The 20,747-nt window shown below is 53.0% G+C and carries 20 protein-coding genes; 11 read left to right on the top strand and 9 right to left on the bottom strand.

Annotated features, from left to right (window positions below; genetic code table 11):
- Positions 1-93 precede the first annotated feature (93 nt).
- A complete protein-coding gene (locus tag MHH78_RS23650) occupies positions 94-777 on the bottom strand; it encodes an O-methyltransferase (protein WP_341168998.1) in 684 nt (227 codons plus the stop codon).
- 159 nt (positions 778-936) lie between these two features.
- On the opposite strand from MHH78_RS23650, the gene MHH78_RS23645 reads away from it, so the two are divergent.
- The 4 genes from MHH78_RS23645 (at position 937) to MHH78_RS23630 (ending at position 3,444) form a co-directional block, all read left to right on the top strand.
- Positions 937-1,818 (top strand): LysR family transcriptional regulator, encoded by an 882-nt coding sequence (locus MHH78_RS23645; RefSeq protein ID WP_341168997.1) that lies wholly within the window; start codon positions 937-939, stop codon positions 1,816-1,818.
- A gap of 102 nt (positions 1,819-1,920) precedes the next feature.
- Positions 1,921-2,409 (top strand): DUF2975 domain-containing protein, encoded by a 489-nt coding sequence (locus MHH78_RS23640; protein WP_076073827.1) that lies wholly within the window; start codon positions 1,921-1,923, stop codon positions 2,407-2,409.
- Between the two features lie 10 nt (positions 2,410-2,419).
- Positions 2,420-2,635, top strand: coding sequence for a helix-turn-helix domain-containing protein (locus MHH78_RS23635; protein WP_076073844.1), 216 nt, complete (start codon positions 2,420-2,422; stop codon positions 2,633-2,635).
- A 29-nt stretch (positions 2,636-2,664) separates the two neighbouring features.
- Positions 2,665-3,444 (top strand): DUF817 domain-containing protein, encoded by a 780-nt coding sequence (locus tag MHH78_RS23630; RefSeq protein ID WP_341168996.1) that lies wholly within the window; start codon positions 2,665-2,667, stop codon positions 3,442-3,444.
- Between the two features lie 5 nt (positions 3,445-3,449).
- Here MHH78_RS23630 and MHH78_RS23625 read toward each other — a convergent pair whose 3' ends face one another.
- The gene (locus MHH78_RS23625) at positions 3,450-4,577 is read right to left on the bottom strand and encodes a saccharopine dehydrogenase family protein (protein WP_341168995.1); all 1,128 of its coding nucleotides are present in this window, start codon (positions 4,575-4,577) and stop codon (positions 3,450-3,452) included.
- A gap of 123 nt (positions 4,578-4,700) precedes the next feature.
- Between MHH78_RS23625 and MHH78_RS23620 the strand changes: the two genes are divergently transcribed.
- Positions 4,701-5,762, top strand: coding sequence for a LuxR C-terminal-related transcriptional regulator (locus MHH78_RS23620; RefSeq protein WP_341168994.1), 1,062 nt, complete (start codon positions 4,701-4,703; stop codon positions 5,760-5,762).
- A 142-nt stretch (positions 5,763-5,904) separates the two neighbouring features.
- On the opposite strand, the gene MHH78_RS23615 is transcribed toward MHH78_RS23620, so the two are convergent.
- The 5 genes from MHH78_RS23615 to MHH78_RS23595 all read right to left on the bottom strand — a co-directional run bounded on the left by MHH78_RS23615 (position 5,905) and on the right by MHH78_RS23595 (position 11,956).
- Positions 5,905-6,447, bottom strand: a complete 543-nt coding sequence (locus tag MHH78_RS23615) for an NADPH-dependent FMN reductase (RefSeq protein ID WP_036729889.1) — start codon at positions 6,445-6,447, stop codon at positions 5,905-5,907.
- Between the two features lie 191 nt (positions 6,448-6,638).
- The gene (locus tag MHH78_RS23610) at positions 6,639-7,589 is read right to left on the bottom strand and encodes a 2-keto-3-deoxygluconate permease (RefSeq protein ID WP_341168993.1); all 951 of its coding nucleotides are present in this window, start codon (positions 7,587-7,589) and stop codon (positions 6,639-6,641) included.
- A 5-nt stretch (positions 7,590-7,594) separates the two neighbouring features.
- Entirely contained in the window at positions 7,595-9,052 is a 1,458-nt protein-coding gene (locus tag MHH78_RS23605; protein WP_341168992.1) for a glycoside hydrolase family 1 protein, read from the bottom strand.
- 27 nt (positions 9,053-9,079) lie between these two features.
- Entirely contained in the window at positions 9,080-10,987 is a 1,908-nt protein-coding gene (locus MHH78_RS23600; RefSeq protein ID WP_341168991.1) for a beta-glucoside-specific PTS transporter subunit IIABC, read from the bottom strand.
- Between the two features lie 138 nt (positions 10,988-11,125).
- Positions 11,126-11,956, bottom strand: a complete 831-nt coding sequence (locus MHH78_RS23595; RefSeq protein WP_036729881.1) for a PRD domain-containing protein — start codon at positions 11,954-11,956, stop codon at positions 11,126-11,128.
- A 348-nt stretch (positions 11,957-12,304) separates the two neighbouring features.
- Here MHH78_RS23595 and MHH78_RS23590 point away from each other — a divergent pair, with 348 nt between their 5' ends.
- The gene (locus MHH78_RS23590) at positions 12,305-13,351 is read left to right on the top strand and encodes an aromatic ring-hydroxylating dioxygenase subunit alpha (protein ID WP_341168990.1); all 1,047 of its coding nucleotides are present in this window, start codon (positions 12,305-12,307) and stop codon (positions 13,349-13,351) included.
- 114 nt (positions 13,352-13,465) lie between these two features.
- Here MHH78_RS23590 and MHH78_RS23585 read toward each other — a convergent pair whose 3' ends face one another.
- The gene (locus MHH78_RS23585) at positions 13,466-14,071 is read right to left on the bottom strand and encodes a histidine phosphatase family protein (RefSeq protein WP_341168989.1); all 606 of its coding nucleotides are present in this window, start codon (positions 14,069-14,071) and stop codon (positions 13,466-13,468) included.
- A gap of 152 nt (positions 14,072-14,223) precedes the next feature.
- Entirely contained in the window at positions 14,224-15,192 is a 969-nt protein-coding gene (locus tag MHH78_RS23580; protein WP_341168988.1) for a quinone oxidoreductase family protein, read from the bottom strand.
- A 174-nt stretch (positions 15,193-15,366) separates the two neighbouring features.
- On the opposite strand from MHH78_RS23580, the gene MHH78_RS23575 reads away from it, so the two are divergent.
- The 5 genes from MHH78_RS23575 (at position 15,367) to MHH78_RS23555 (ending at position 20,744) form a co-directional block, all read left to right on the top strand.
- Positions 15,367-15,822 (top strand): MarR family winged helix-turn-helix transcriptional regulator, encoded by a 456-nt coding sequence (locus MHH78_RS23575; RefSeq protein WP_341168987.1) that lies wholly within the window; start codon positions 15,367-15,369, stop codon positions 15,820-15,822.
- 47 nt (positions 15,823-15,869) lie between these two features.
- Positions 15,870-16,220, top strand: coding sequence for an ArsR/SmtB family transcription factor (locus tag MHH78_RS23570; protein ID WP_445322002.1), 351 nt, complete (start codon positions 15,870-15,872; stop codon positions 16,218-16,220).
- 263 nt (positions 16,221-16,483) lie between these two features.
- Positions 16,484-17,149: a TetR/AcrR family transcriptional regulator gene (locus MHH78_RS23565; RefSeq protein ID WP_076073870.1), complete on the top strand. Its 666-nt coding sequence runs from the start codon at positions 16,484-16,486 to the stop codon at positions 17,147-17,149.
- Positions 17,142-18,422: an MFS transporter gene (locus tag MHH78_RS23560; RefSeq protein ID WP_341168985.1), complete on the top strand. Its 1,281-nt coding sequence runs from the start codon at positions 17,142-17,144 to the stop codon at positions 18,420-18,422. Before MHH78_RS23565 ends, MHH78_RS23560 begins: the two co-directional genes overlap by 8 nt.
- A gap of 3 nt (positions 18,423-18,425) precedes the next feature.
- A complete protein-coding gene (locus MHH78_RS23555) occupies positions 18,426-20,744 on the top strand; it encodes an ABC transporter permease (RefSeq protein WP_341168984.1) in 2,319 nt (772 codons plus the stop codon).
- Positions 20,745-20,747 lie beyond the last annotated feature (3 nt).

The following is a 20,747-nucleotide window of genomic DNA, read 5'->3' as shown; positions in this document are numbered from 1 at the left end:
AGATGCCTGTGTTCGAAAAAGAGCCCGCAACAACAAATAACCCGCAAGGCCGGATAAGCACTGCTATCCTTGCCTGCGGGTTATTCGTTATCCTTAGGGGTTATTATGTGCGGTGACAATGCCGAGCACGAAGCCATCATAGCCCTTGCTGCCTACTGTCTGTATAGCAGTAGCGTCTATACGCGGCTCTGCGGAGAGCAGCTCCATGAACTGCCGGATGCCTTGAACCCGGTCATCCTTACTGCCCGGGTCAATAACCTCGCCGTCACGCACTACGTTATCAGCCACAATGACCGCGCCCGGCCGGGCCAGCTTCAGCGCCCACTTCAGGTAATTCGGATTATTAGGCTTGTCGGCATCAATGAAGATGAAGTCAAACGGCTCATCGCCCCGGGCTTCCAGTAGCGCCAGCGAATCCAGCGCCGGGCCTTCAATTACCTCTGTCTTGTCTGCCAGCCCCGCCATTCTCAGGTTATCCTCAGCTACTACAACATGCTTGTGCTCGAATTCCAGCGAGACCAGCCTGCCCGTCTCCGGCAATGCCCGCGCCAGCCAGATGGTGCTATAACCGCCCAGGGTGCCGATCTCCAGAATGTTGGACGCTCCCTTCATAAGGGCGAGCAGATACAGCAGCTTCCCCTGATTCGGAGCGACATCAATCGCCGGTAAGCCTGCCCCGGCATTCGCATCCAGCACAGCGTCCAGGACCGGATCTGCCGCCAGCAGCCTGTCACTGAAATAGGTATCGACCTTACTCCATTTACTTTGTTCTTCCATGTGAATCCCTCCGTTAGTTGTGTTTTTGTATTGGTGTATTAGAACTGCTTTAAATATAAGGGATTATCATTCATAATACTAATATATGTTAATGTCATAATCATAAGTATTGATTATGAATGAAGCCTATGAATACAACCTATGAATAGGAGCGCATTTATGAACATTCATGCACTGAGGCTTTTTTATTATGTAGCCGAGACGGGAAGCGTTACGAAGGCGGCTGCCCGGCTGAGGATCAGCCAGCCGGCGGTGACCAGCCAGATCAAGAGACTGGAGAAGGAGTTGGGGCTGCCGCTGTGTAGTCCCAGCGGCCGGGGAATCTCGCTGACTCCCTTCGGGACAGAGCTGGCGAAGCAGGCAGGCAATCTCTTCACCTATGAAGAACGGATTGAGGAGTTCGTAGAGGATTACCGCCAGGGACGGAAGGGGAAGCTGCGCATTGCCGCCACCTATCTTCCGGCGAATTTCCTGGTCCCGGGCTGGGCCGCCCGGTTCAAGGCGGGGCAGCCTGAGATGGAGATTGAGATTACCACGACCAATTCCACGCAGGCCTTTGAACAATTGCAGCGTCATGAAGCAGATGTGGCCTTTTACGGGGGCGGAGCCAAGGAGAAGCCGGAGGATGTAGACTGGCTGGAGCTGTTTGAGGATGAGCTGTGGTTCGTAGTGGCCCCTTCCCATCCTTTTGCCAATGGTATGGTATCGCTGCCGGAGATGATGCAGGAGCCGTTCGTGATGCGTGAGGAAGGCAGCTCCACCCGGGAACGTCTGGTCTCGCTCTGTACAACCTACGGCCTGAAGCCGCCGCGTGTGACCCTGCAATTCAGCGGGTTGGGCGAAGTCATTCGTTCGGTCATGGCAGGGTATGGCGCCAACTTCATCTCCTCGCTGGCTGTGCGGGACTATGTGGAGTGGAAGCAGTTATGCCGGGTACAGGTGGAGGGTATTCAGCTTAGCAACCATATTGCTGTCTGTACACGCAAGAACGAGACCCTGTCAGCCGGGCTACAGCGGTTTATTGACATCTGCCGGCAATGATAAAACAATAATTAAATATTATTATTCAATCGAAATATATTGATAAACGATAAATTCTGTGTTAAATTGAACTCACAATTAATGAGTGAGGTGCTTGTCTTGATGAAACGTAAACCCGCTTCAACCACTTTTTTGAAGGCTGTGATTCTTCTGCTGGGCATGGGTGCACTGGCCCTGTGCATCTTTGCGGTTCCGTCCATCGCCGGCTTTGCAGCCGAGCTGTATCCGGAGCATGCGTACCTCAAGGCTCTGGTCATGATTGATTTATACGGGGCGGCGGTAGCTTTCTACATTGCGCTCTATCAGACCTTCAGGCTGCTGGGGTATATTGACCAGAACATGGCCTTCTCGGAGGCTTCGGTACAGGTGCTGAAGAATATCAAGCACTGCGCAGTGGCCATCAGCGGGATATTCGTTATAGGTATGCCACTGTTCTATCTGATGGCGGAGAAGGATGATGCTCCGGGGATCATCGTCATCGGGATGATCCTTATTTTTGCCTCGCTGGTCATTGCCGTGTTCGCGGCAGTTCTCCAGAAGCTTTTGAAAGACGCTATTGAACTGAAATCTGAAAATGATCTGACAGTCTGAGGTGACGACCATGGCGATTATAATCAACATTGATGTCATGCTGGCCAAACGGAAAATGAGCGTAACCGAGCTTACGGACCGGGTGGGCATTACGATGGCGAACCTGTCCATTCTGAAGAACGGCAAGGCCAAAGCGATCCGTTTCTCAACGCTTGAGGCGATATGTAAGGCGCTCGACTGCCAGCCGGGAGATATTCTGGAATATACAGCGGATACCACGGAATAATGAGCGCCGGGAGCGGGGAGGGAACGTTATTGAGATCCATGACACGGCTGCTGCACTTCGGGTATCATCAGGCGATGAGCTGTATCTTTCCTGTAGCGATCTTTGGAACGTTAATCCTGACCCGCACAATCGAGCTGCCGTTCATCCACCGCTATGATCTGATTCTGCTAATCCTGCTTACTGTGCAGTATCTGATGTACCGGAGCGGGCTGGAGACGCTGGATGAGATCAAGGTGATCTGTGTGTTTCATGGGATTGGACTGGTGCTGGAGATGTATAAAATAAGAATGGGCTCCTGGGCCTACCCGGAACCCGGTTATGCGAAGCTGCTCGGTGTGCCGCTGTACAGCGGATTCATGTATGCCAGTGTGGCAAGCTACATGTGCCAGATCTGGCGCAGGCTGAAGATGGAGTTGACCGGCTGGCCGGGTCTTGCCGCTGCGGGACTGCTGGGCGGAGCGATCTATCTGAACTTCTTCACCCACCACTATATTCCGGATTTCCGCTGGTGGCTGACAGCCCTGGTAGTAGTGGTATTCTGGAGAACCTGGATCATCTACCGGGTGCAGGGCAAGACGTACCGGATGCCGCTTGTGCTGGCTTTTGCCATTGTAGGCTTCTTCATCTGGCTGGCCGAGAATATTGCGACCTTCCTGGGGGCGTGGCAATACCCGGACCAGCACGGGAGCTGGCAGCTGGTCGGCTTCGGCAAGATCAGCTCATGGTTCCTGCTGGTGATTATCAGTGTGATTATCGTCGCCCAGCTTAAGCATGTTAAGGCCGGGCGGCGCGGCGGGGAACACAGTTAAGGCCATCATGGCCTGCCGGACCGTGTCCAATAAGCCAGGCCGTCCAGCGGATAACGGAAGGACGGCCCGGTTCCGCCGGAGACGGAAGGGATTAGCGAACATTGTTCCCCGTTGGAATCAAGGGAGAATAGCTGTTCAATGTGATAGACACCGGGAGACGGTGCTGACTCATAGAGTCTCAAGGTGACTCCAGCAGCCGTTGCCGCTGTGATGGATGCTTCATGTACGCCTGTGATTCCGTATTCTCTGGAGGCGGGTATACCGTCCTTCATGCCACAGGCATCGACTTTGACCGCGTAGCGCTCGGAGCCGAAGCGGAAGCGGGTGAACGCCTGGACCGCGAGGTTGCGGAGTGTCCGGTTACGCAGCAGACGGGAGAGTCCGGTGCGGCGCAGCAGCGCTGCGGCTGAGGTCATGCTCCGAGAATCGAAGCAGAGCCGGGTCGAGACGGAAGGTACGGCAAGGGTCTGAGGCAGAGTCATCTGATCCGAAAAAGGAAACCGGTAGGCTCTATGCGTCCGCAAAGCAAACCCGAAATCCGCAGTCTTAGCCTCCGTGAAGCTTGAGGCGGTGCGCGGTCTGCCGTGCTCGGTAATCTCGAAGTCGGCTCCAAGGTTGTCCACCGTCCACTCCATAGCCGCCTGTCCATGGCTGTCACCCAGTCCCAGCATGATCGAGATGTCGATCTGCTCTGTATGGTCCAGCTCCTGGACGGCCCTTGCCGCAAGCAGGTTGGTTAGCCCTGGTGCGAGGCCGACACTCAGCACTGCTGCCGCCTTGAGCTTATGCTTCACAGGGTCGAGCCTTTGCAGCATAGTCAGGAAGTCTCCGCTTGCCGAGACATCTACATAATGGGTGCCGCTCTGGAGGCAGGCTTCGGCCAGCCGGGTGTCCTGCTGATCCAGACACATGACGACCAGCTTGACCTTCCCCAGCAGCTCTGGGGGAAGCGGCTTCTCTGCCGACAGGCGCAGCGGCTTCACATATCCGCCGGTACTGCGGGAGAATTCCTCGGCCCGGTTCAGGTTTCTTCCTGCCGCGTAGACCTTGCCGGGGTGCTGTGCCCCGAGTAGCCGGCATATCTGTGACCCGACATGCCCGTAGCCGCCGATTACTACAATATCTGTTTTCATGAGTATTCCCGTCCTTCGTGGTGGATTGCAGAATCTGCGGTATAATTAACGTTACGTATCATTATCCGGCTTAAGCGGGCGGCAGACCATCCCACATTTGTGGGATTTCGGGGAGGACAGAAGATGAACGAGGTTATGAGAAGCATTCTACAGCTTGACCCTGTCCGGGGTGGTCCGGTTCTGGATTCACAGCAGTACCGCGAAGCGGTGATTGCCAGGCTCCGCCTGCTGATTCCGTTCGCTGCGGCCTGTTGTACGACAGTAGACCCGCACACGCTTTTAACCACAGGGGCAGTCACGGAACAGGGACTTGAAGAGGTTCATCCGCAATTGTTCGAGTATGAATATCTGCATGAGGATTATATGAAGTATGAGCAGTTAGCGGTGTCGGATATTCCGGCAGTCTGCTTAAGCGGAGTGACCGGGGGAAGCCTGGAGAAAAGCGCGCGTTACCGCAAGGTGCTGCAGCCCGCCGGATTCGGGGATGAGCTGCGTGTAGCGCTGCGCACCGGCGGGGTCTGCTGGGGGTTCCTGACCTTATTCCGTCCGCTGGGCCAGCCGACGTTTCAGGAGCAGGAATGCGCCTTGCTGGCTTCGGTAGCTCCGCTGATCGCTGAACGTCTGCGGGCGTATGCCTCTGTTCTGCCGGTATCTGGAGCGGACCGGGCAGTGCCGGAGGATAACGGTATTCTGGTGCTGAGTGAGCGGCTGGTAGCGGTCAGTGCGAATGCAGCAGCCCGTTATTGGCTGAAGCAGATCTGGAGCCTGGAGCAGCTGGAAGAAGGGCAGCTTCCCGGTCCGGTGCGTGCCGTATGCCTGCGGGTGCTCGGCGCGAAGAAGCCCGCCGGAACCGGGACTTCTCAGGCAAGAATAAGTCTTCCAATCGGAGACGGAGCGTATCTGACGGTTACCGCAAGCCTGCTTGGCGGCCCGCAGACACAGCTCGCCGTATCCTTGGTAAGTGCCCGCTCCGGCGATGTTTTCCGGCTGCTGGCCGAAGCCTTCGCCCTGACCGCACGGGAGAAGGAGCTGGCAGAGCTGCTGGCGCTGGGGTTATCGACCAAGGAGCTGGCGGAATCGCTGCATATCTCCGCCTACACGGTACAGGATCATTTGAAATCCATTTTCGCCAAGACAGGTGTATCCAGCCGCAGAGAGCTGATCAGCCGGCTGCTTCCGCGATAAGGGTCGAGAATTACTAATGAGAATTACTAATGAGAATTACTAATGTAGAACAAATAAGGGGAATCTCCACAGCCTTTGGCTGGAGATTCCCCTTGCTTCATGTTTAGACTTTTACAGATCTGGAACTGCTTCGAATGAACTCTTACTGGCGTAGTGTCTTCAGCGCGCCGCTCCAGGCCAAGACCTGATCCAGCATAGCATTGACATTGGCAGCATGCAGGTCAGCCGGCTTGAACACCGAGCCGTTCTCGAAGTCGGTGAACAGCGAGAGCAGCGGGTGGACACGAACATCGGCAACGGACAATTCGCCGAGAATTCCGCGCAGATGCTCAGCGGCGCGGGCGCCACCGGCGGAGCCGTAGCTGACGATTCCGGCAGCCTTGTTGTTCCATTCTTCGCGGGCAGAATCCAGTGCGTTCTTCAGGGCACCGGAGAGACTGTGGTTATATTCCTGAACGATGAATACGAATCCGTCCAGGGTAGCCAGCTTAGCTGCCCAAGCCTGAGCTTCAGCGTAGCTGTCGCTCTCCCCGAGCAGCGGCAGCTTGAAGTCAGCAATATCTACGATTTCGTAATTAGCATCTCCACGGGCATCAGCGATCCCCTTCACCCATTCGCCTACCTGCGGGCTAACGCGGCCCTGGCGTGTACTTCCAAGAATAATTCCGATATTAAGTGTTGTCATTGTAATTCCTCCTCGAATTTTGTTTTCCGTAATTTGTTTTGCTTGATATGTTTTTTATTATAGCTGATAACTTTAATAAAGCAAGTGAAATTTTGAAACCTAGTTAAATTTTTAGCTAAAAATTAAAACGGCCCAATCGCAGACCCGAATCTGGGAAGGCAATGGACCGCAATGGATGACTCTGGTTGCAGCTAATGGCCGGCTTCGGCCGAGTTCACTTTTCCAGCCAGCCGTTTAACCACATAAGGTATGGTGATGGAAGTCAGGATGACAGTAAAAGCAATCTGTGCTATAGCTGTATCCGCATAAGGAGCATAAGCCGGGTTGAATCCGGCAGCCATCCCGGGCACAACCATCGATAGACCGGCAACTGAACAGGTAGCCGCCGCTGCATACCCCGGGCGTTTTAACAAGTGACGGTCAATCATAACCAGCGGCAGCAGACAAAGCAGGAAGAAGAGTAAGGTTAGCAGCAGGCCGGATAAGCTCGACCGGAAGGCCAGGCTAAGGTTGATGCTAGATCCGAAGCTAATGCCAAGGAATGGCAATAGGATAACTGTTCCCGGAGCAAACATCCTCTGGAGGTTAGCATCAAGATTGCCAAGCAGAATACCTACGGCAAAAGGAAGCAGCGTGGCCGCCACGCTAAGATAATCAATTCCTGCCCCGCTGGCCGAATTCAGGATCATGACCGGAATGACCGGAACAGCGATCAGGTTCAGAATTCCAAAGGCAGCCTGATCCATCTCATCTCCATAAGAATGCATCAGTGCCAGATATAGCCCCGGATTGCAGCTTGTCATCACGGCGATGAAGGCAATGGCAGAGATGCCGCCGAAGCCCTCCGCGCCGAACCCCTGCACAAAGGCCCAGCCGATCAGCCAGGCGATCAGGATTCTTGCCAGAACATGCACCCCGGCGCGCTTCAGTGTAGCAGGGAGCAGGCGGAGGTCCAACTGCGTCCCGGATACAAACAGGATCAAGCCGATAAGCACCATCGTTCCTCTGGAGGTAAACAGAGCGGTTGTAGGATCACCAATGCCGAACAGCTGCGGAAACACCGTGTTGACGGCGGCTGCCAGCAGCATGGGGACGATGAGCAGACCGCCGGGTATTTTTTGGACAGACCGTAGTATATTCATACTGCCTACAGCTCGGCCCCGTTCGTCCGGATAACATTCTGATACCAATAGAAGGAATCCTTGCGGGTTCTCTTCATCGTCCCGTTGCCGTAGTCATCCTGATCCACATAGATGAAACCGTAACGTTTGCTCATTTCCGAGGTAGAAGAGCTGATCATGTCAATCGGCCCCCACATGGTATAGCCTATCATTTCGACACCATCCTGAATGGCCAGCCCCATCTGTTCGATATGTTTTCTCAAGAATTCTATGCGGTAAGGATCGTTCACAGTACCGTCTTCATTCAACTTGTCGTAGAAGCCTGAGCTGTTCTCCAGAATAAACACAGGCTTATTGTAGCGGTCATACACCAGATTCAACGTATACCGCAGCCCAACAGGGTCGATCTGCCAGCCCCACTCATTTTCCGGCAAATGCGGGTTTTTATAGACACTGTGTACGTTGCCTGCCGTCAGTTCGAGCTGTTCTGTGTCACTGCTGGAGATCATGGAGTTGTAGTAGGACATACCGACGTAATCCGCCGTATGTGCACGGATGCTATCCAGATCGCCATCCTCGATGTGCAGCGTGATATTTTTGTCTTTGAAATAAGTCTTGGCGTAATAAGGATACTCGCCCAGGTTCAAGACATCGAGGAAGAACTGGTTTTTCATCTGGTCATCCTTCTGCATCTGGAGGGCATCCTCCGGTTTGCAGGTGTACGGATAGGTCGTGAAGTAAGCGACCATGCTGCCGATTTGGTTACCCGGATCAATCTCATGTGCCAACCGGGTTGCTCTGGATGCTGCCACGAACTGATGGTGTAACCCCTGGAACAGCATTTCCTCATAATTCGGTGCATCGTATTCGATAATTCCGAGTGTTTTTGCTCCGGCTTTGACACTCATATTGATTTCATTGAACGTCACCCAATACTTTACTTTGCCCTTGTAACGCTTGAATAACACCTCGCAGTAGTTGACATATAAGTCCACCAGCCTGCGGTTATACCAGCCGCCGAATTTGTCAATCAGCACGATCGGCGTATCGAAATGGCTAATGGTGATCAGCGGCTCCATGCCGTGCTTCAGGCACTCCTCAATCACCTGATCGTAGAATTGCAATGCCTTCTCGTTCGGGGCGGCATCGTCTCCGCCCGGGAATACACGGGCCCATGCGATGGAGTAACGGAAGACCTTGAAGCCCATTTCGGCGAACAGAGCGATATCCTCACGGAACGTGTGGTAAAAGTCGATGCCGCGCCGTTTTGGATATTTCACAGTATCCGGATCGTTTTTGGCCTCTTCAATCATCTCGCGGTTAATCTTTATCTGCTTGGTTACTTTACGATCGTTATTGGAGTTGAATTTCATCACATCAGGAATGGTCAGGCTCTTGCCGTCTATATTGTAAGCACCCTCCGCCTGACAGGCGGAGAGAGCGCCTCCCCACAGGAAGCCTTCCGGAAACAAAGATTGCGTCATTATAGTGTTCCTCCTTAATTGTATGAGTTACGGAATCAGTTTCAGCAGTGCTTCGCCTTCTTGGATTGAACCGCTATCTGAGGCCGTCAGTACATCGGCGAACTGCTGCATGTTGGTCACGACAATAGAGGTAATTGTAGGGTAGCCATCGGCAATAATTCCTGCGGGATCGAATTCCACCAGCAGGTCGCCTGCCTGAATGGATTGACCTTGCTCTACATAGGATTTGAAATGCTTGCCTTTCAGGCTCACCGTATTTACGCCGATATGAATCAGTATTTCCACGCCGTTCGCTGCTTTAAGCCCGATGGCGTGTTTGGTTCTGTACAATGCCTCAACCACTCCGTCAAAAGGTGCGTAGACTCTGCCTTCACTTGGCACGATGGCAATGCCTTTGCCCATCAGCTCCTGAGAAAAGGCTTGGTCCTCAACCTCGGCTAACGGCTTAATTTCACCTGTCATCGGACTGACGATCAGCATACCAGCGGTATCCGCAGCGCGGGATGCCGAAGGGGTGGCATCCTGAGCGGCTGCCGGCGAAGCGGCGTTCTTCTTAGCCTTCGTAATGGCTTGCCCGCCCGCATCTTCCTTGATGCCTGCGAGCAAGGTGAATACAAATCCCAGAACGACTGCTGCGATGGACCCGATCACAATATAGACGTAACGGTCTGCTGTATACGTTCCCAGTGCCAAGACTCCCGGAAGGGCGATGGCATTTGCACTCGCATGAACAATACTGTAGAAACCGCCTACGAGTCCGGCTGCCGCACACCCGGCAAAGAACGGCCGTTTGTAACGAAGATTAACGCCGTAAATCGCCGGCTCGGTAATACCGAACAGGGCGGTGAAACCGCTTGACCCGGCTGCGGATTTCATCGTATTGCTCTTGGTGAGGACGAAAACACCGAAGGCGGCTCCCGCCTGGGCCAGGTTAGCTGCAAGAGAGGCCGGCAGCAGCATGGTCGAGCCTATGCTGGCAATCTGTTGAATCTGGATCGGCATAATGGCGTAATGCATGCCAAACATAACCATAATTGGCTTGAAGAACCCGAGAATCGTACCTGCCAATACGCCAACGGTTGCATACAGGTAGTTGATGCCGTCGGTCAGCCAAGTACCGATATAAGATCCGACCGGTCCAAGTACGATCAGTTCCAGCGGGATCATGATGAACAATACAATCATTGGAGTTAAGAGCACCCGCAGAAACTTGGGAATGAATTTGTCCACTACAGGGTAGAGGTAGCTCATGACCCACACGCCCAGAATGATTGGAATCACCGACGAAGAATATTTCATCAGCAGGATCGGCATGCCGAGGAAATCGATTGTTTTCACGCCGGTTTCGGCAATTTTGGCTGCGCCATCCAGAATCACGGGATGCATTAATCCGGCAGCAAGGGCAACGGCCAGATACGGATTGGTTTTAAATTTCTGGGCAGCACTTACAGCGATGAAGAAGGGCAGGAAGTAGAAAATCAGATCGCCAATCATATTGACGATGGACAGGAACCCGGAGCCTTCCATCCATCCTAGCGCTGCCAATACTGTAGCCACGCACTTGATCATACCGCAGCCGATCAAGGCCGGGAGCACTGGAGTGAAGATGCCTGCAATCGTCTCAAGCACCACATTTACCGGATTTTGTTTCTTTTTGGGAGCTGCATCTCCGTCTTCGCTCTGGAGGTTCCCCGAGGTGAGATTGCGCAGCTCAGCATACACAGCATCTACCTTGTTCCCGACTACCACTTGAACCTGCCCGCCTGCATTCTGCGCCTTCAGTACGCCTTCGAGTCGGTCCAGCGCCTTCAGATCGGCCTTTCTGTCTTCTTTAAGCACGAATCTCAGCCGTGTTGCACAGTGGGTGAGCGATGAGATATTACGTTCGCCGCCTACAAGCTCCAGTACGTTTTGGGCCAATTCCTTGTTATTCATGACCATTCTCCTTACATAAAGTAGTCTGGGAATAAAAAAATGACCAAGCCAGGGAATCGTCATTCCCGTGTGCTTGGTCATGCCTGATCGAATCAGTAACAGTCCAATTCATAGTATGCAATTATCGGGCAGGGCCGGCTAGTCGTTGGAGATTAACCTTTGAATGTGAAGAATCAGATACAGCTTCTCATCATTGGTGCAGCTCCAGCCGTAATTGTTCTGCAGGAATGCCGCGATCTTCTCCACACACTCCAGTTCACGCGGGAATTTCTCTGTTACCATCTCAAACAACGCTTCATTCTCTTTCTTCAGCGACTTGCCGCTCATCTGCCGCATGATGAAATAGCGGACATGGGTGGCGAAGCGCATGAAGTGAATGGACTCTTCCTCAAAATCAATTTTCAGCGCGTATTTGATGATGGACAGCATCTCGCCGGTAACGGTGGTAATTTTGGTTGTATCGCTCATTTCTCCAGACCCCACCTGGGCATTCACAAAATGTAAGGCAATCAGGGTCGTTTCGGCTGCCGGGAGACGGACTCCCGCTGTAGCTTCAATTAACCGGACTGCAGCTTCACCTACACGGGTCTCATCCGGGTATAGGGTGCGCACTTCCCATTCCAGCGGATTCTTGATGGAGACACCTTCACGGGTACGGGCCAGAGCGAAGCTTATATGGTCAGAGAGAGTGAGCAGCAGATTGGTATTGAACGTCTTATGCAGAATGTCGCTGCCCATGGTAATGACTTCTTCCGCCAGATAGATATGCTCAATCGGAATGCTGTTCAACAAGTCGTACATGCGGATGTTTTTGGGAGCGACAAAGATTTTCTCCACCACCATATCGGTTTCAGTCAACTGATAGGGGGTCTTTGGGAAACCAACGCCCTTGCCAACCACAAACACTTCCTCATTGTTGTCATTAATAGCAATAGCTACATTGTTGTTCACTTTTTTGATGACCTTCATACATACTCACCTCCCCGCCAAATAAAAATGACCGAAAAGGATTACAAAAAAATGTAATCGTTTTCGGTCATGCCTGGTTGCCCAGTAACAGTCCGTGTAAGGAATATAACCTTATTATAATCAGCAGCTTCGAAATGTCAATCATGCATTTTATGGGTATTAGAAATCAATTTATATGTCACTTTGCATAACATTAAATAGTTGATTTTAGGCTCGAAAACAAAATATTTAGCGAAACAATTGATTGTCATGATGAAATTAGCTTAAAATACACTCAACAAGTCAGTTATTCTGACATATAATTAAGCAATCTTATGTATCTATAATATATGGAGAGGTGGGGCAGCCATGATAGAGGAAAAGAAACGGCAGGCAGAGCTTGAACTCCCGCGTGATTGCACCTTCTCACCAGAAGACTGGCGTATTCTGGCCCAGTACTGGTATCCGGTGGCTACAGCAGCAGAGGTACAGGAGCAGCCGGTGGCCGTGAAGCTGCTGGATATGAAGCTGGTATGCTACCGCAGCGGAGGCAAGGTGGTTATTGCCCGGGATCTGTGTTTTCACCGGGGGGCCCCGCTGAGTAAGGGATGGGTGGAGAACGGGGAGATTGTCTGCCCGTATCACGGGTTCCGCTATAATTGTGAGGGGAAATGTACTTCGGTACCGGCACATCCAAGCGCCAAAATCTCACCCAAATTGAAATTGATTGTCTATCCGGCCATCGAACGCTACGGTCTGATCTGGACCTGCCTGGCAGATGCGCCGGAGCAGATTCCCGCCTTCCCGGCCTGGGATGATCCCGACTATATTAATATTCTGATCCCGAGCTTCGATATTGCCGGCTCGTCCGGGCGGCAGATGGAAGGCTTCCTTGATGTATCCCATTTCGCTTACGTGCATACGGCAACCTTCGGTGACCGCAATAATACAGAGGTTCCCCAGTACAAGGTGTGGCGTGAAGGGGAGACGGAGCTGGTGGCCGAATACTGGAGCACGGTCAGCAACTATGGCAAAGGGCAGGAGAATCCTGCGCCGGAAGGCTTCCAGTGGCTGCGGGAGTTCCGTGTATTCGCACCGTTCACCGCTTCGCTAACTGTCTATTTCCCGGATGAGGGCAGGCTGAAGATTCTGAACTGTGCTTCTCCGGTATCGGCCCGTTATACCCGGCTGTTCTGCCCGATCTCGCGGAATTTTGATAAGAATGCGCCCTTGGAGGACACGGTGAAATTCAATCTGCAGGTGTTCCAGGAGGATGCGGAGATGGTGGAGTCGCAGACGCCGGAGGATCTCCCGCTGGATCTGCAGGCTGAAGCCCATATTCCGGCAGACCGCACCTCCATTGCTTATAGACAGCTGCTAAGCAGTCTAGGGCTGGGGCAGAATTATACGTCCTGAGCATTATTAACAGCACACGCCCGGCAGCAGAGAGCAGAAGCTCGGCAGCCGGGCGTGTGCTGTTGTGTTGATTGGGTCTAGGCTGCCTGCGTAACGTCGAGTCCGCGGCAGCAGCTAGACCGTATAATTTTCCAGAGAAAGGCTCCATCTTCCGTCTACAAGCTCAATTCTGTGCAGGCTGGCATAGGAAGCCGGGAATTTACTGCCACGGTTATTCCAGTCGATCCCTTTGATGATGTGATAGATGATATTTATGACACCGCCGTGTGTAACAATAATTATGTTATCATCGGGGCCGCTGTCCGCATGCTCTTCGCAGAGCCGGGTGAAGGTCTCTTGAATCCGTGTGAAGAATTCGAGCGGACTCTCTCCGTCAGGGTAACGCTCGTCCATCCGCAGTCCTGAGAAGTATAAGCCGGGGTAACGTTCATTCACGATTTCATTCGGCATGCCGGCGATCACACCATTGTTCATCTCCCGCCAATCCATATTGCGCTCCAAGGGTAATTCTAGCTCTCTTGCCAGCTCGCCGGCTGTATCCAGCGCCCGCTGCAGATCGCTGCTGACTATACGTTGTATAGGGAATGAAGCCGAATTCTCTCTCAAAAAACAGCCCAGCTTCTCGGCTTGTCTGTAGCCTTGGGTATTTAGTCCCCGCTGGCTCCATCCGCCGCGATATCCTTCGTCGTCCTTGCCGTGTCTTACCAGATAAATCGCCAACTGCTCTTCGGCCTCCTTTAAGTAGGATACCCTGCTAAGTCTATCACTCACTTTCCAGAATGTTCAAGAACAGAAGTTACAATTGCGTGTCTGGCTGCGGAGCAACACAGCTGACAATACCCGGACATAGCTTGCTTGGCGGGTTCTGGAGATTACTTGTTGTGCGGTACGAAGACAATACGCTGCTGATTGTCTGGCGGAATCTTCCATACTTGTTCAATCTGAGATAACGGATAAATGATAGGGTTCGCTGTAAGCTGACCCTCTGCAATCGCCTGAATCAACGCCGGGAATTCGGCCAGATATCCGGCAGGCGTGACGGACCCCTGGCCGCTGCCGATGATCTGGAAGTTGGCAGAACGGAGTGCAGCGGAAGGAATCGCGGCGTCCGCGCCTGCCATGGAACCGATCTGAATCCAGGTTAACAGCCGGCTGCGGTCGGACCGGCGGGTTAATATCGGGAGCATGGAGAGTGCAGCAGGATCACCCCACAGATAGTCGAGAACGATATCCACTTCAGCTGAGGCTTCGCCGAGGTTCCGGGACACTGCCCCGGGATCTCCGGTAAGCGATATGACTACATCTGCACCATACTGTGTAAGCGAACGCAGACGTTCCGGGTTCCGCCCGGCAGCGATGATCTGACTGGCTCCCATAAGCTTGGCGATCTGCACGGCCATCTGCCCGGAGTTGCCGGTAGCACCCAGAATAAGAACCTTGAACCCGGGCTTAGCCTGAACCCGGCGGCGGAGAGTTACCCAGGAGGACATGGCCGGATTCATCGCGGCGGCGATGAGCACGGGATCAGCATCTCCGGGTAGCGGGACAGCACGGCGAAGATCGATGAGGGTCTGGTCTGCGAACGATCCCGGGGCATTATCGGCGGCTACAAAATAGACCAGCTTGCCATCCGGGAGCCGTCCGACGCCATCAATGCCTGGGATTAGCGGCAGTTCATCCGTACTGGTGTAGTGAGAGCCATTGGCTTGTGCCCGGACCCGGAGATGTAGTCCGGCAGCCAGCACATCTACCAGAGCTTCGTGTTCTCCTGAAGGTACCGGAGCTGCAAGCTTTTCGTATTTCGGACCTGAATCGAAGGATCTTACAATAGCAGCGTACATAAATAGGCCTCCATTTACCCGGATAGTTACCGGGTGAGTGATTTTGGTTTGTGAAACAAACTAAAAAGTTTGTAATACAAACAATATAGTTTGTATTACGTACAAAGTCAACGGCTGCTGTGTTACAATAGGAGCGAACAGGTCTGAAATATACAAAAGTGCGGAGTGAAATCAATGAGCGGTTACGATAATTCTTTTGATAAGCTGGATGATCTGTCGATGGTAGACAGCCTTGTGCAGCTATCCTTCCTGGTGCAGAATATCCTTGCCCGGATAGGAACGGAGCATGATCTGTCGATCATTCAGATCCGTCTGCTGGGGATACTGCGCGACCGGGAGCCGGGAATGCTGCAGCTGGCCAAGCATCTGGGCCTCGACAAATCCAGTATTACAGGGCTCGTTGACCGGGCGCAGCGCCGCGGGCTGGTAGAGCGTACCGTATCAGAGAGTGACCGGCGGGCATTCAATGTGAAGGCTACTCCGGTAGGCTGGAAGATTATTCACGAGGTCGGGGAGCAGATCGAGCGGCAGATTACGGCGGTAACCGATGGTCTTACCGGGGAAGAGCGGGCACAGATGATAGCCCTGGCCAGCAAGATTCTGGTCACTGCTCCAGGGATGAGCCGCTGAACGAAACGATAGGATTCGTAACGATGAAGCACATAGGAGGGATTTTCATGGATCAGGAGCTTATGAATGAGCTGGCATCTCAATTTAAGAATTCGCTGAAGGTGCTGAACGCGGTCGGTGCCGAGACCCGGCAAGCCATCCTGATGGCCTTGCTGCAAGGGCCGCAAGATCCGGGCATGCGTGTAGGCGAGATAAGAGGGATCACCCACTTTTCCCGTCCGGCCGTGTCCCATCATCTGAGAATATTGATAGAAGCGGAGATCGTTAGCGTCCGAAAAGAAGGCACCCGCAACTATTACCGGCTTGATTCTGGAAGCAAGCTGATGGTGCTCAAAAGCTTGGTGAACGGGCTGGAGAAGGTTCTGGCACAATGCGAGCGTGAAGCAGGGATTCTCTGATCATGGAGAATCCCTGCTGTGCGGTATGCGAAAAACCGATTACAATTACTGCTGTGAGGGTGCGTGGGTGCACAGGACAAATGTATACGCAAAATTTAAGCTACCTTGTTTCAGAAAAGCATGCTATGCTATAATCACTTACCGACAGACAGTCGGTCGGTGATTGTTTATTTACAAATAAAGCTACAGTTACTCCCAAAGATGCATGTACAGTTACACCCAAAGTTAGTACAATCCCAGCTTTACCACAAGGAGACATGATCATGAGAGTTGTAAAAGAAGCAGAAGCCCGCAGAAATGAGATTCTGGATGCAGCAGAGGAGCTGTTCGGACAGAAGGGCTTCGACGGTACCAGCACGGGCGATATTCTGGGCAAGGTCGGCATTGCGCGCGGGACACTGTATTATCACTTCAAGTCGAAGGAGGATATTATGGACGCGCTGATTGAGCGGACGAATGCCACTATCCTTCATGCCGCGCAGCAGGTTGCTGAAGACAAGAGCATCCCCGTCATTGAGCGGATTCTCCGTGCGGTCATGGCGCTGAACATCAGCAGCGGAGACGGCAGCAGCACGGAGATTATGGAGCATATCCACAAGCCGCAGAATGCGCTGATGCATCAGAAGGTTCAGAAGGCGGTCATCCGCAGCGTTCCGCCCATTCTGGCCTCCATCATCAGCGAGGGGATAGAGCAGGGAATATTCAATACTCCCTATCCGTATGAGTGTATGGAGATGGTTGTTGTCTATGCCACCACCATTTTTGATAATGACATAGTTGAAATGACGGCAGAGGAGCGTATGTCACGCATTCTGGCCTTCATCGCCAATGTGGAAAGGCTGCTCGGTGCCGGGAGCGGAAGTCTGATGAGTGTGATGCAGATGTTCGGCGGCTCCGGTGGAGTGGAAGCGGGCAATGGTGATGAATAGATCCGGCACAGGCTTCGGCAGATTCCTGTTTCTGTGGTCAGGACAACTGATCTCAGCTATCGGCGGCGGGCTCACCGCGTTCGGGCTGGGGATATATACCTTACAGCAGACCGGGCAGGCTTCGGCTATGGCACTGGTGACATTACTGGCATTCATGCCTTCCCTCCTACTCAGTCCAGTCGCTGGCGTGCTAGCGGACCGCTATGACCGCAGGCTGCTGATGGTGCTGGGGGATACGCTCTCTGCCTTAGGTCTGATCTATATTCTGGTCTGCCTGCTGAATGGAGATGCACAGCTGTGGCAGATCTGCTTAGGGGTGACTGTAAGCTCGGTATTCTCCTCCTTGCTTGATCCCGCCTATAAGGCTACGATAACGGATCTGCTTACCGAGGAGCAGTATACGAAGGCCAGCGGGTTTGTGCAGATTGCCGGCTCCGCGAAATATCTGATTTCGCCGCTCATTGCCGGGCTGCTGCTTACAGTCTCTGATGTGAAGCTGCTGCTGATCATCGATATCTGTACTTTTTTTCTAACCGTGCCTACTACGCTTGCTGTCCGCAGCGGTCTTTCTTCCAAGAAGACGGAGCAGGCACCGGCCTTTATCCGTGAATTTCAAGAAGGCTGGAGAGCAGTCTCGGGGAATCGGGGAGTACTGGTGCTGGTGATTATGACCTCGGTCATGACCTTCTTCATCGGGTTCATCGAGACCTTGTCCATGCCGATGATTCTGGCGTTCTCCAGCAGTGCGGTCTTGGGGACGCTTGAGACGGTCATGGCATCGGGAATGCTGGTATCGAGTGTCATTATAGGGATGCTGCGGATACAAAAAAATTTCGTACGCATGCTGGCAGTGTCGCTTTTTTGCTCAGGAATCAGTATCGCCGTCTTCGGACTGCGTGAGAATATTGTGCTGATTGGCGCTGCCGGATTTATGTTTTTTGCCATGTTGCCCTTTACGAACACGGCCCTGGATTATCTGGTCCGCACCAATATTGACAATTCCGTTCAGGGGAGAGCCTGGTCATTGATCGGACTGCTCTCACAGCTAGGATTCGTGGCGGCTTATATGCTGGCAGGTGTGCTGGCAGACTACGTATTTACTCCCTTGCTGGTGAGCGGCGGAGTTCTGGCGGATAGTGTGGGGCGGATCATCGGCACTGGCAGCGGGCGGGGGATGGGACTTCTCATCATCATTGCCGGGCTGCTGTTAAGCGCTGCTTCGGTTATGATCTATCGGCTCAAATCCATTACAAGTCTTGAGAGCAGGGGGTAACTTATGTTTTACCGAATCATCCGCAGAGATATCCGCACAAGTAAGGGAATTACGCTCACGACTATGCTGTTCGTAGCAGCTGCAGCCATGCTCGTCTCTCTGTCAGCCATTCTGGTCGTCAATCTGAGCGGGGCCATCGATCATTTGATGACACAGGCGAAGACGCCGCATTTCCTGCAGATGCATTCCGGCCAGCTGGATCAAGCCCGGCTCAAGGCCTTTGCAGAGCAGAACAATAAGGTTGAAGAACACCAGGTGCTTAATTTCCTCAATGTAGAAGGCGCGAGGATTGTCATGGACGGGCATACGCTTGCGGAGAGTGTTCAGGATAACGGCTTCAGCACACAGAGCGGGAAGTTTGATTATCTGCTTGATCTGGACGGGAAAGTGATTGATGTACGGGATGGCGAGGTGTATGTCCCGATCAGTTATATGAAGGATGGCTCCGTCAAGGCCGGAGGGACGGTTACCGTGGGAGACACAAGTCTCACTGTAGCGGGGTTCCTGCGGGATTCACAGATGAACTCGCTGCTCGCTTCATCGAAGCGGTTCCTCGTCAGCCCGGCGGATTATGCGGAGCTGGCGCAGTACGGAACCACGGAATATCTGATTGAGTTCAGACTGAAGGACATGTCGATGCTGGGGGCCTTCGAGACAGACTATACCGCAGCAGGACTTGAAGGCAACGGCCCGGTGATTACATATCCCCTGTTCAGAGTGCTTAATGCGATCTCGGACGGGCTGATGATTGCGGTGATCCTGCTGGCGAGTGTGCTGGTTGTTATTATTGCTTTTCTATGTATACGGTTCACCCTCATGGCAACCATCGAGAGCGATTACCGGGAGATCGGTGTCATGAAGGCCATCGGTCTGCGCGTCTCGGATCTCAAAAGAATCTATCTGGCCAAATACGCAGCAATAGCAGCTCTGGGGAGTATCCTCGGCTTGGCATTATCGTTCAGCTTCAGAGGTCTGCTGCTTGAGAATATCAGGCTGTATATGGGCGAAAGTGCGCATCCGGCACTTGCTCTGGCCTGCGGCATCCTTGGCGTACTGCTCGTATTCCTCATTATTGTTGCCTATGTGAACAGGGTACTGAAGCGTTTCCGGAAGATTTCAGCTGTCGAAGCCATCCGTTTCGGCACATCCCAGCAGACCCGGGCGGGCTCAGGGCGGTTTACCTTGAGCGCCAACCGGCTGCTGAACACGAATGTTTATCTAGGCGTAAAGGATGTCTTGTCCAGAAAAGCTCTATATGCAACTATGCTTGCAGTACTCGTCATCTCTTCCTTCCTTATGATTGTGCCCCAGAATCTCTATCATACGATCTCCTCTCCAAGCTTCATTACATACATGGGCATCGGTGACAGTGATCTGCGCATGGATATCCAGCAGACGGACCATATTGCAGAGAAGGCCGCAGACATTGCACGGGTGATGGAGCAGGATGTGATGATCTTCCGTTTTGCCGTGCTGACCACTCAGGCGCTGAACGTGAAGCTGGACAATGGTGTCGTTGAGCGGATAAAGGTTGAGCTGGGCGACCATTCCATTTTTCCGGTTGCCTATGGTGAAGGACATGGCCCGGTTGCAGCGAATGAGATTGCCCTCTCCGCCGCGAATGCCAAGGAGCTGGGCAAGCAAGCCGGTGATTCCCTGACCCTGCTCGTAGACGGAGAAGCGAAGGAGCTTACGGTATCCGGGATTTATTCGGATGTGACCAACGGCGGGAAAACAGCCAAGGCCACCTTCACCACGACTTCTGATCAGGCCATGTGGGCCGTGATTTATGCGGAGCTTGCAGATTCCATGCTGATCAGCAGCAAGGTGAGCGAATATGCAGAGCGGTTCAGTTATGCGAAGGTGTCCGATATCGGGGAATATGTGACACAGACCTTCGGCTCTACCATTAGCTCAGTCGGTAAGGCTGCATGGGCTGCTCTGGCCGTGATGCTGGTCTTGAATGTACTGATTACACTGCTGTTCATGCGTATGCTGGTGGCTAAGGACCGTTACCCTATTGCTGTAATGAAATCAATGGGCTTCCGGAATTCCGATCTGACTGTACAGTATTATGCGCGTTCTATATTTGTACTGGTGACCGGGATGGTTCTGGGCACCCTGCTGGCGAACACTCTGGGGCAGATTCTTGCCGGGGCTGTGATCTCCTCCTTCGGGGCTTCGTCGTTCAAGTTCGTGGTCAATCCGCTCTCGGCGTATCTGCTGTGTCCGCTAATCATGACCGGTTCTGTACTCATCGGGGCGGTTATCGGCACATCGGGCATCGGTCGAATTCAAATATCCGGCAATATTAAGGAGTAGATC

The sequence above is a fragment of the Paenibacillus sp. FSL H3-0333 genome (assembly GCF_038002805.1).
In the GTDB taxonomy this organism is placed as follows: domain Bacteria; phylum Bacillota; class Bacilli; order Paenibacillales; family Paenibacillaceae; genus Paenibacillus_AQ; species Paenibacillus_AQ silagei.
This window is presented reverse-complemented; position numbering and strand designations above follow the sequence as displayed.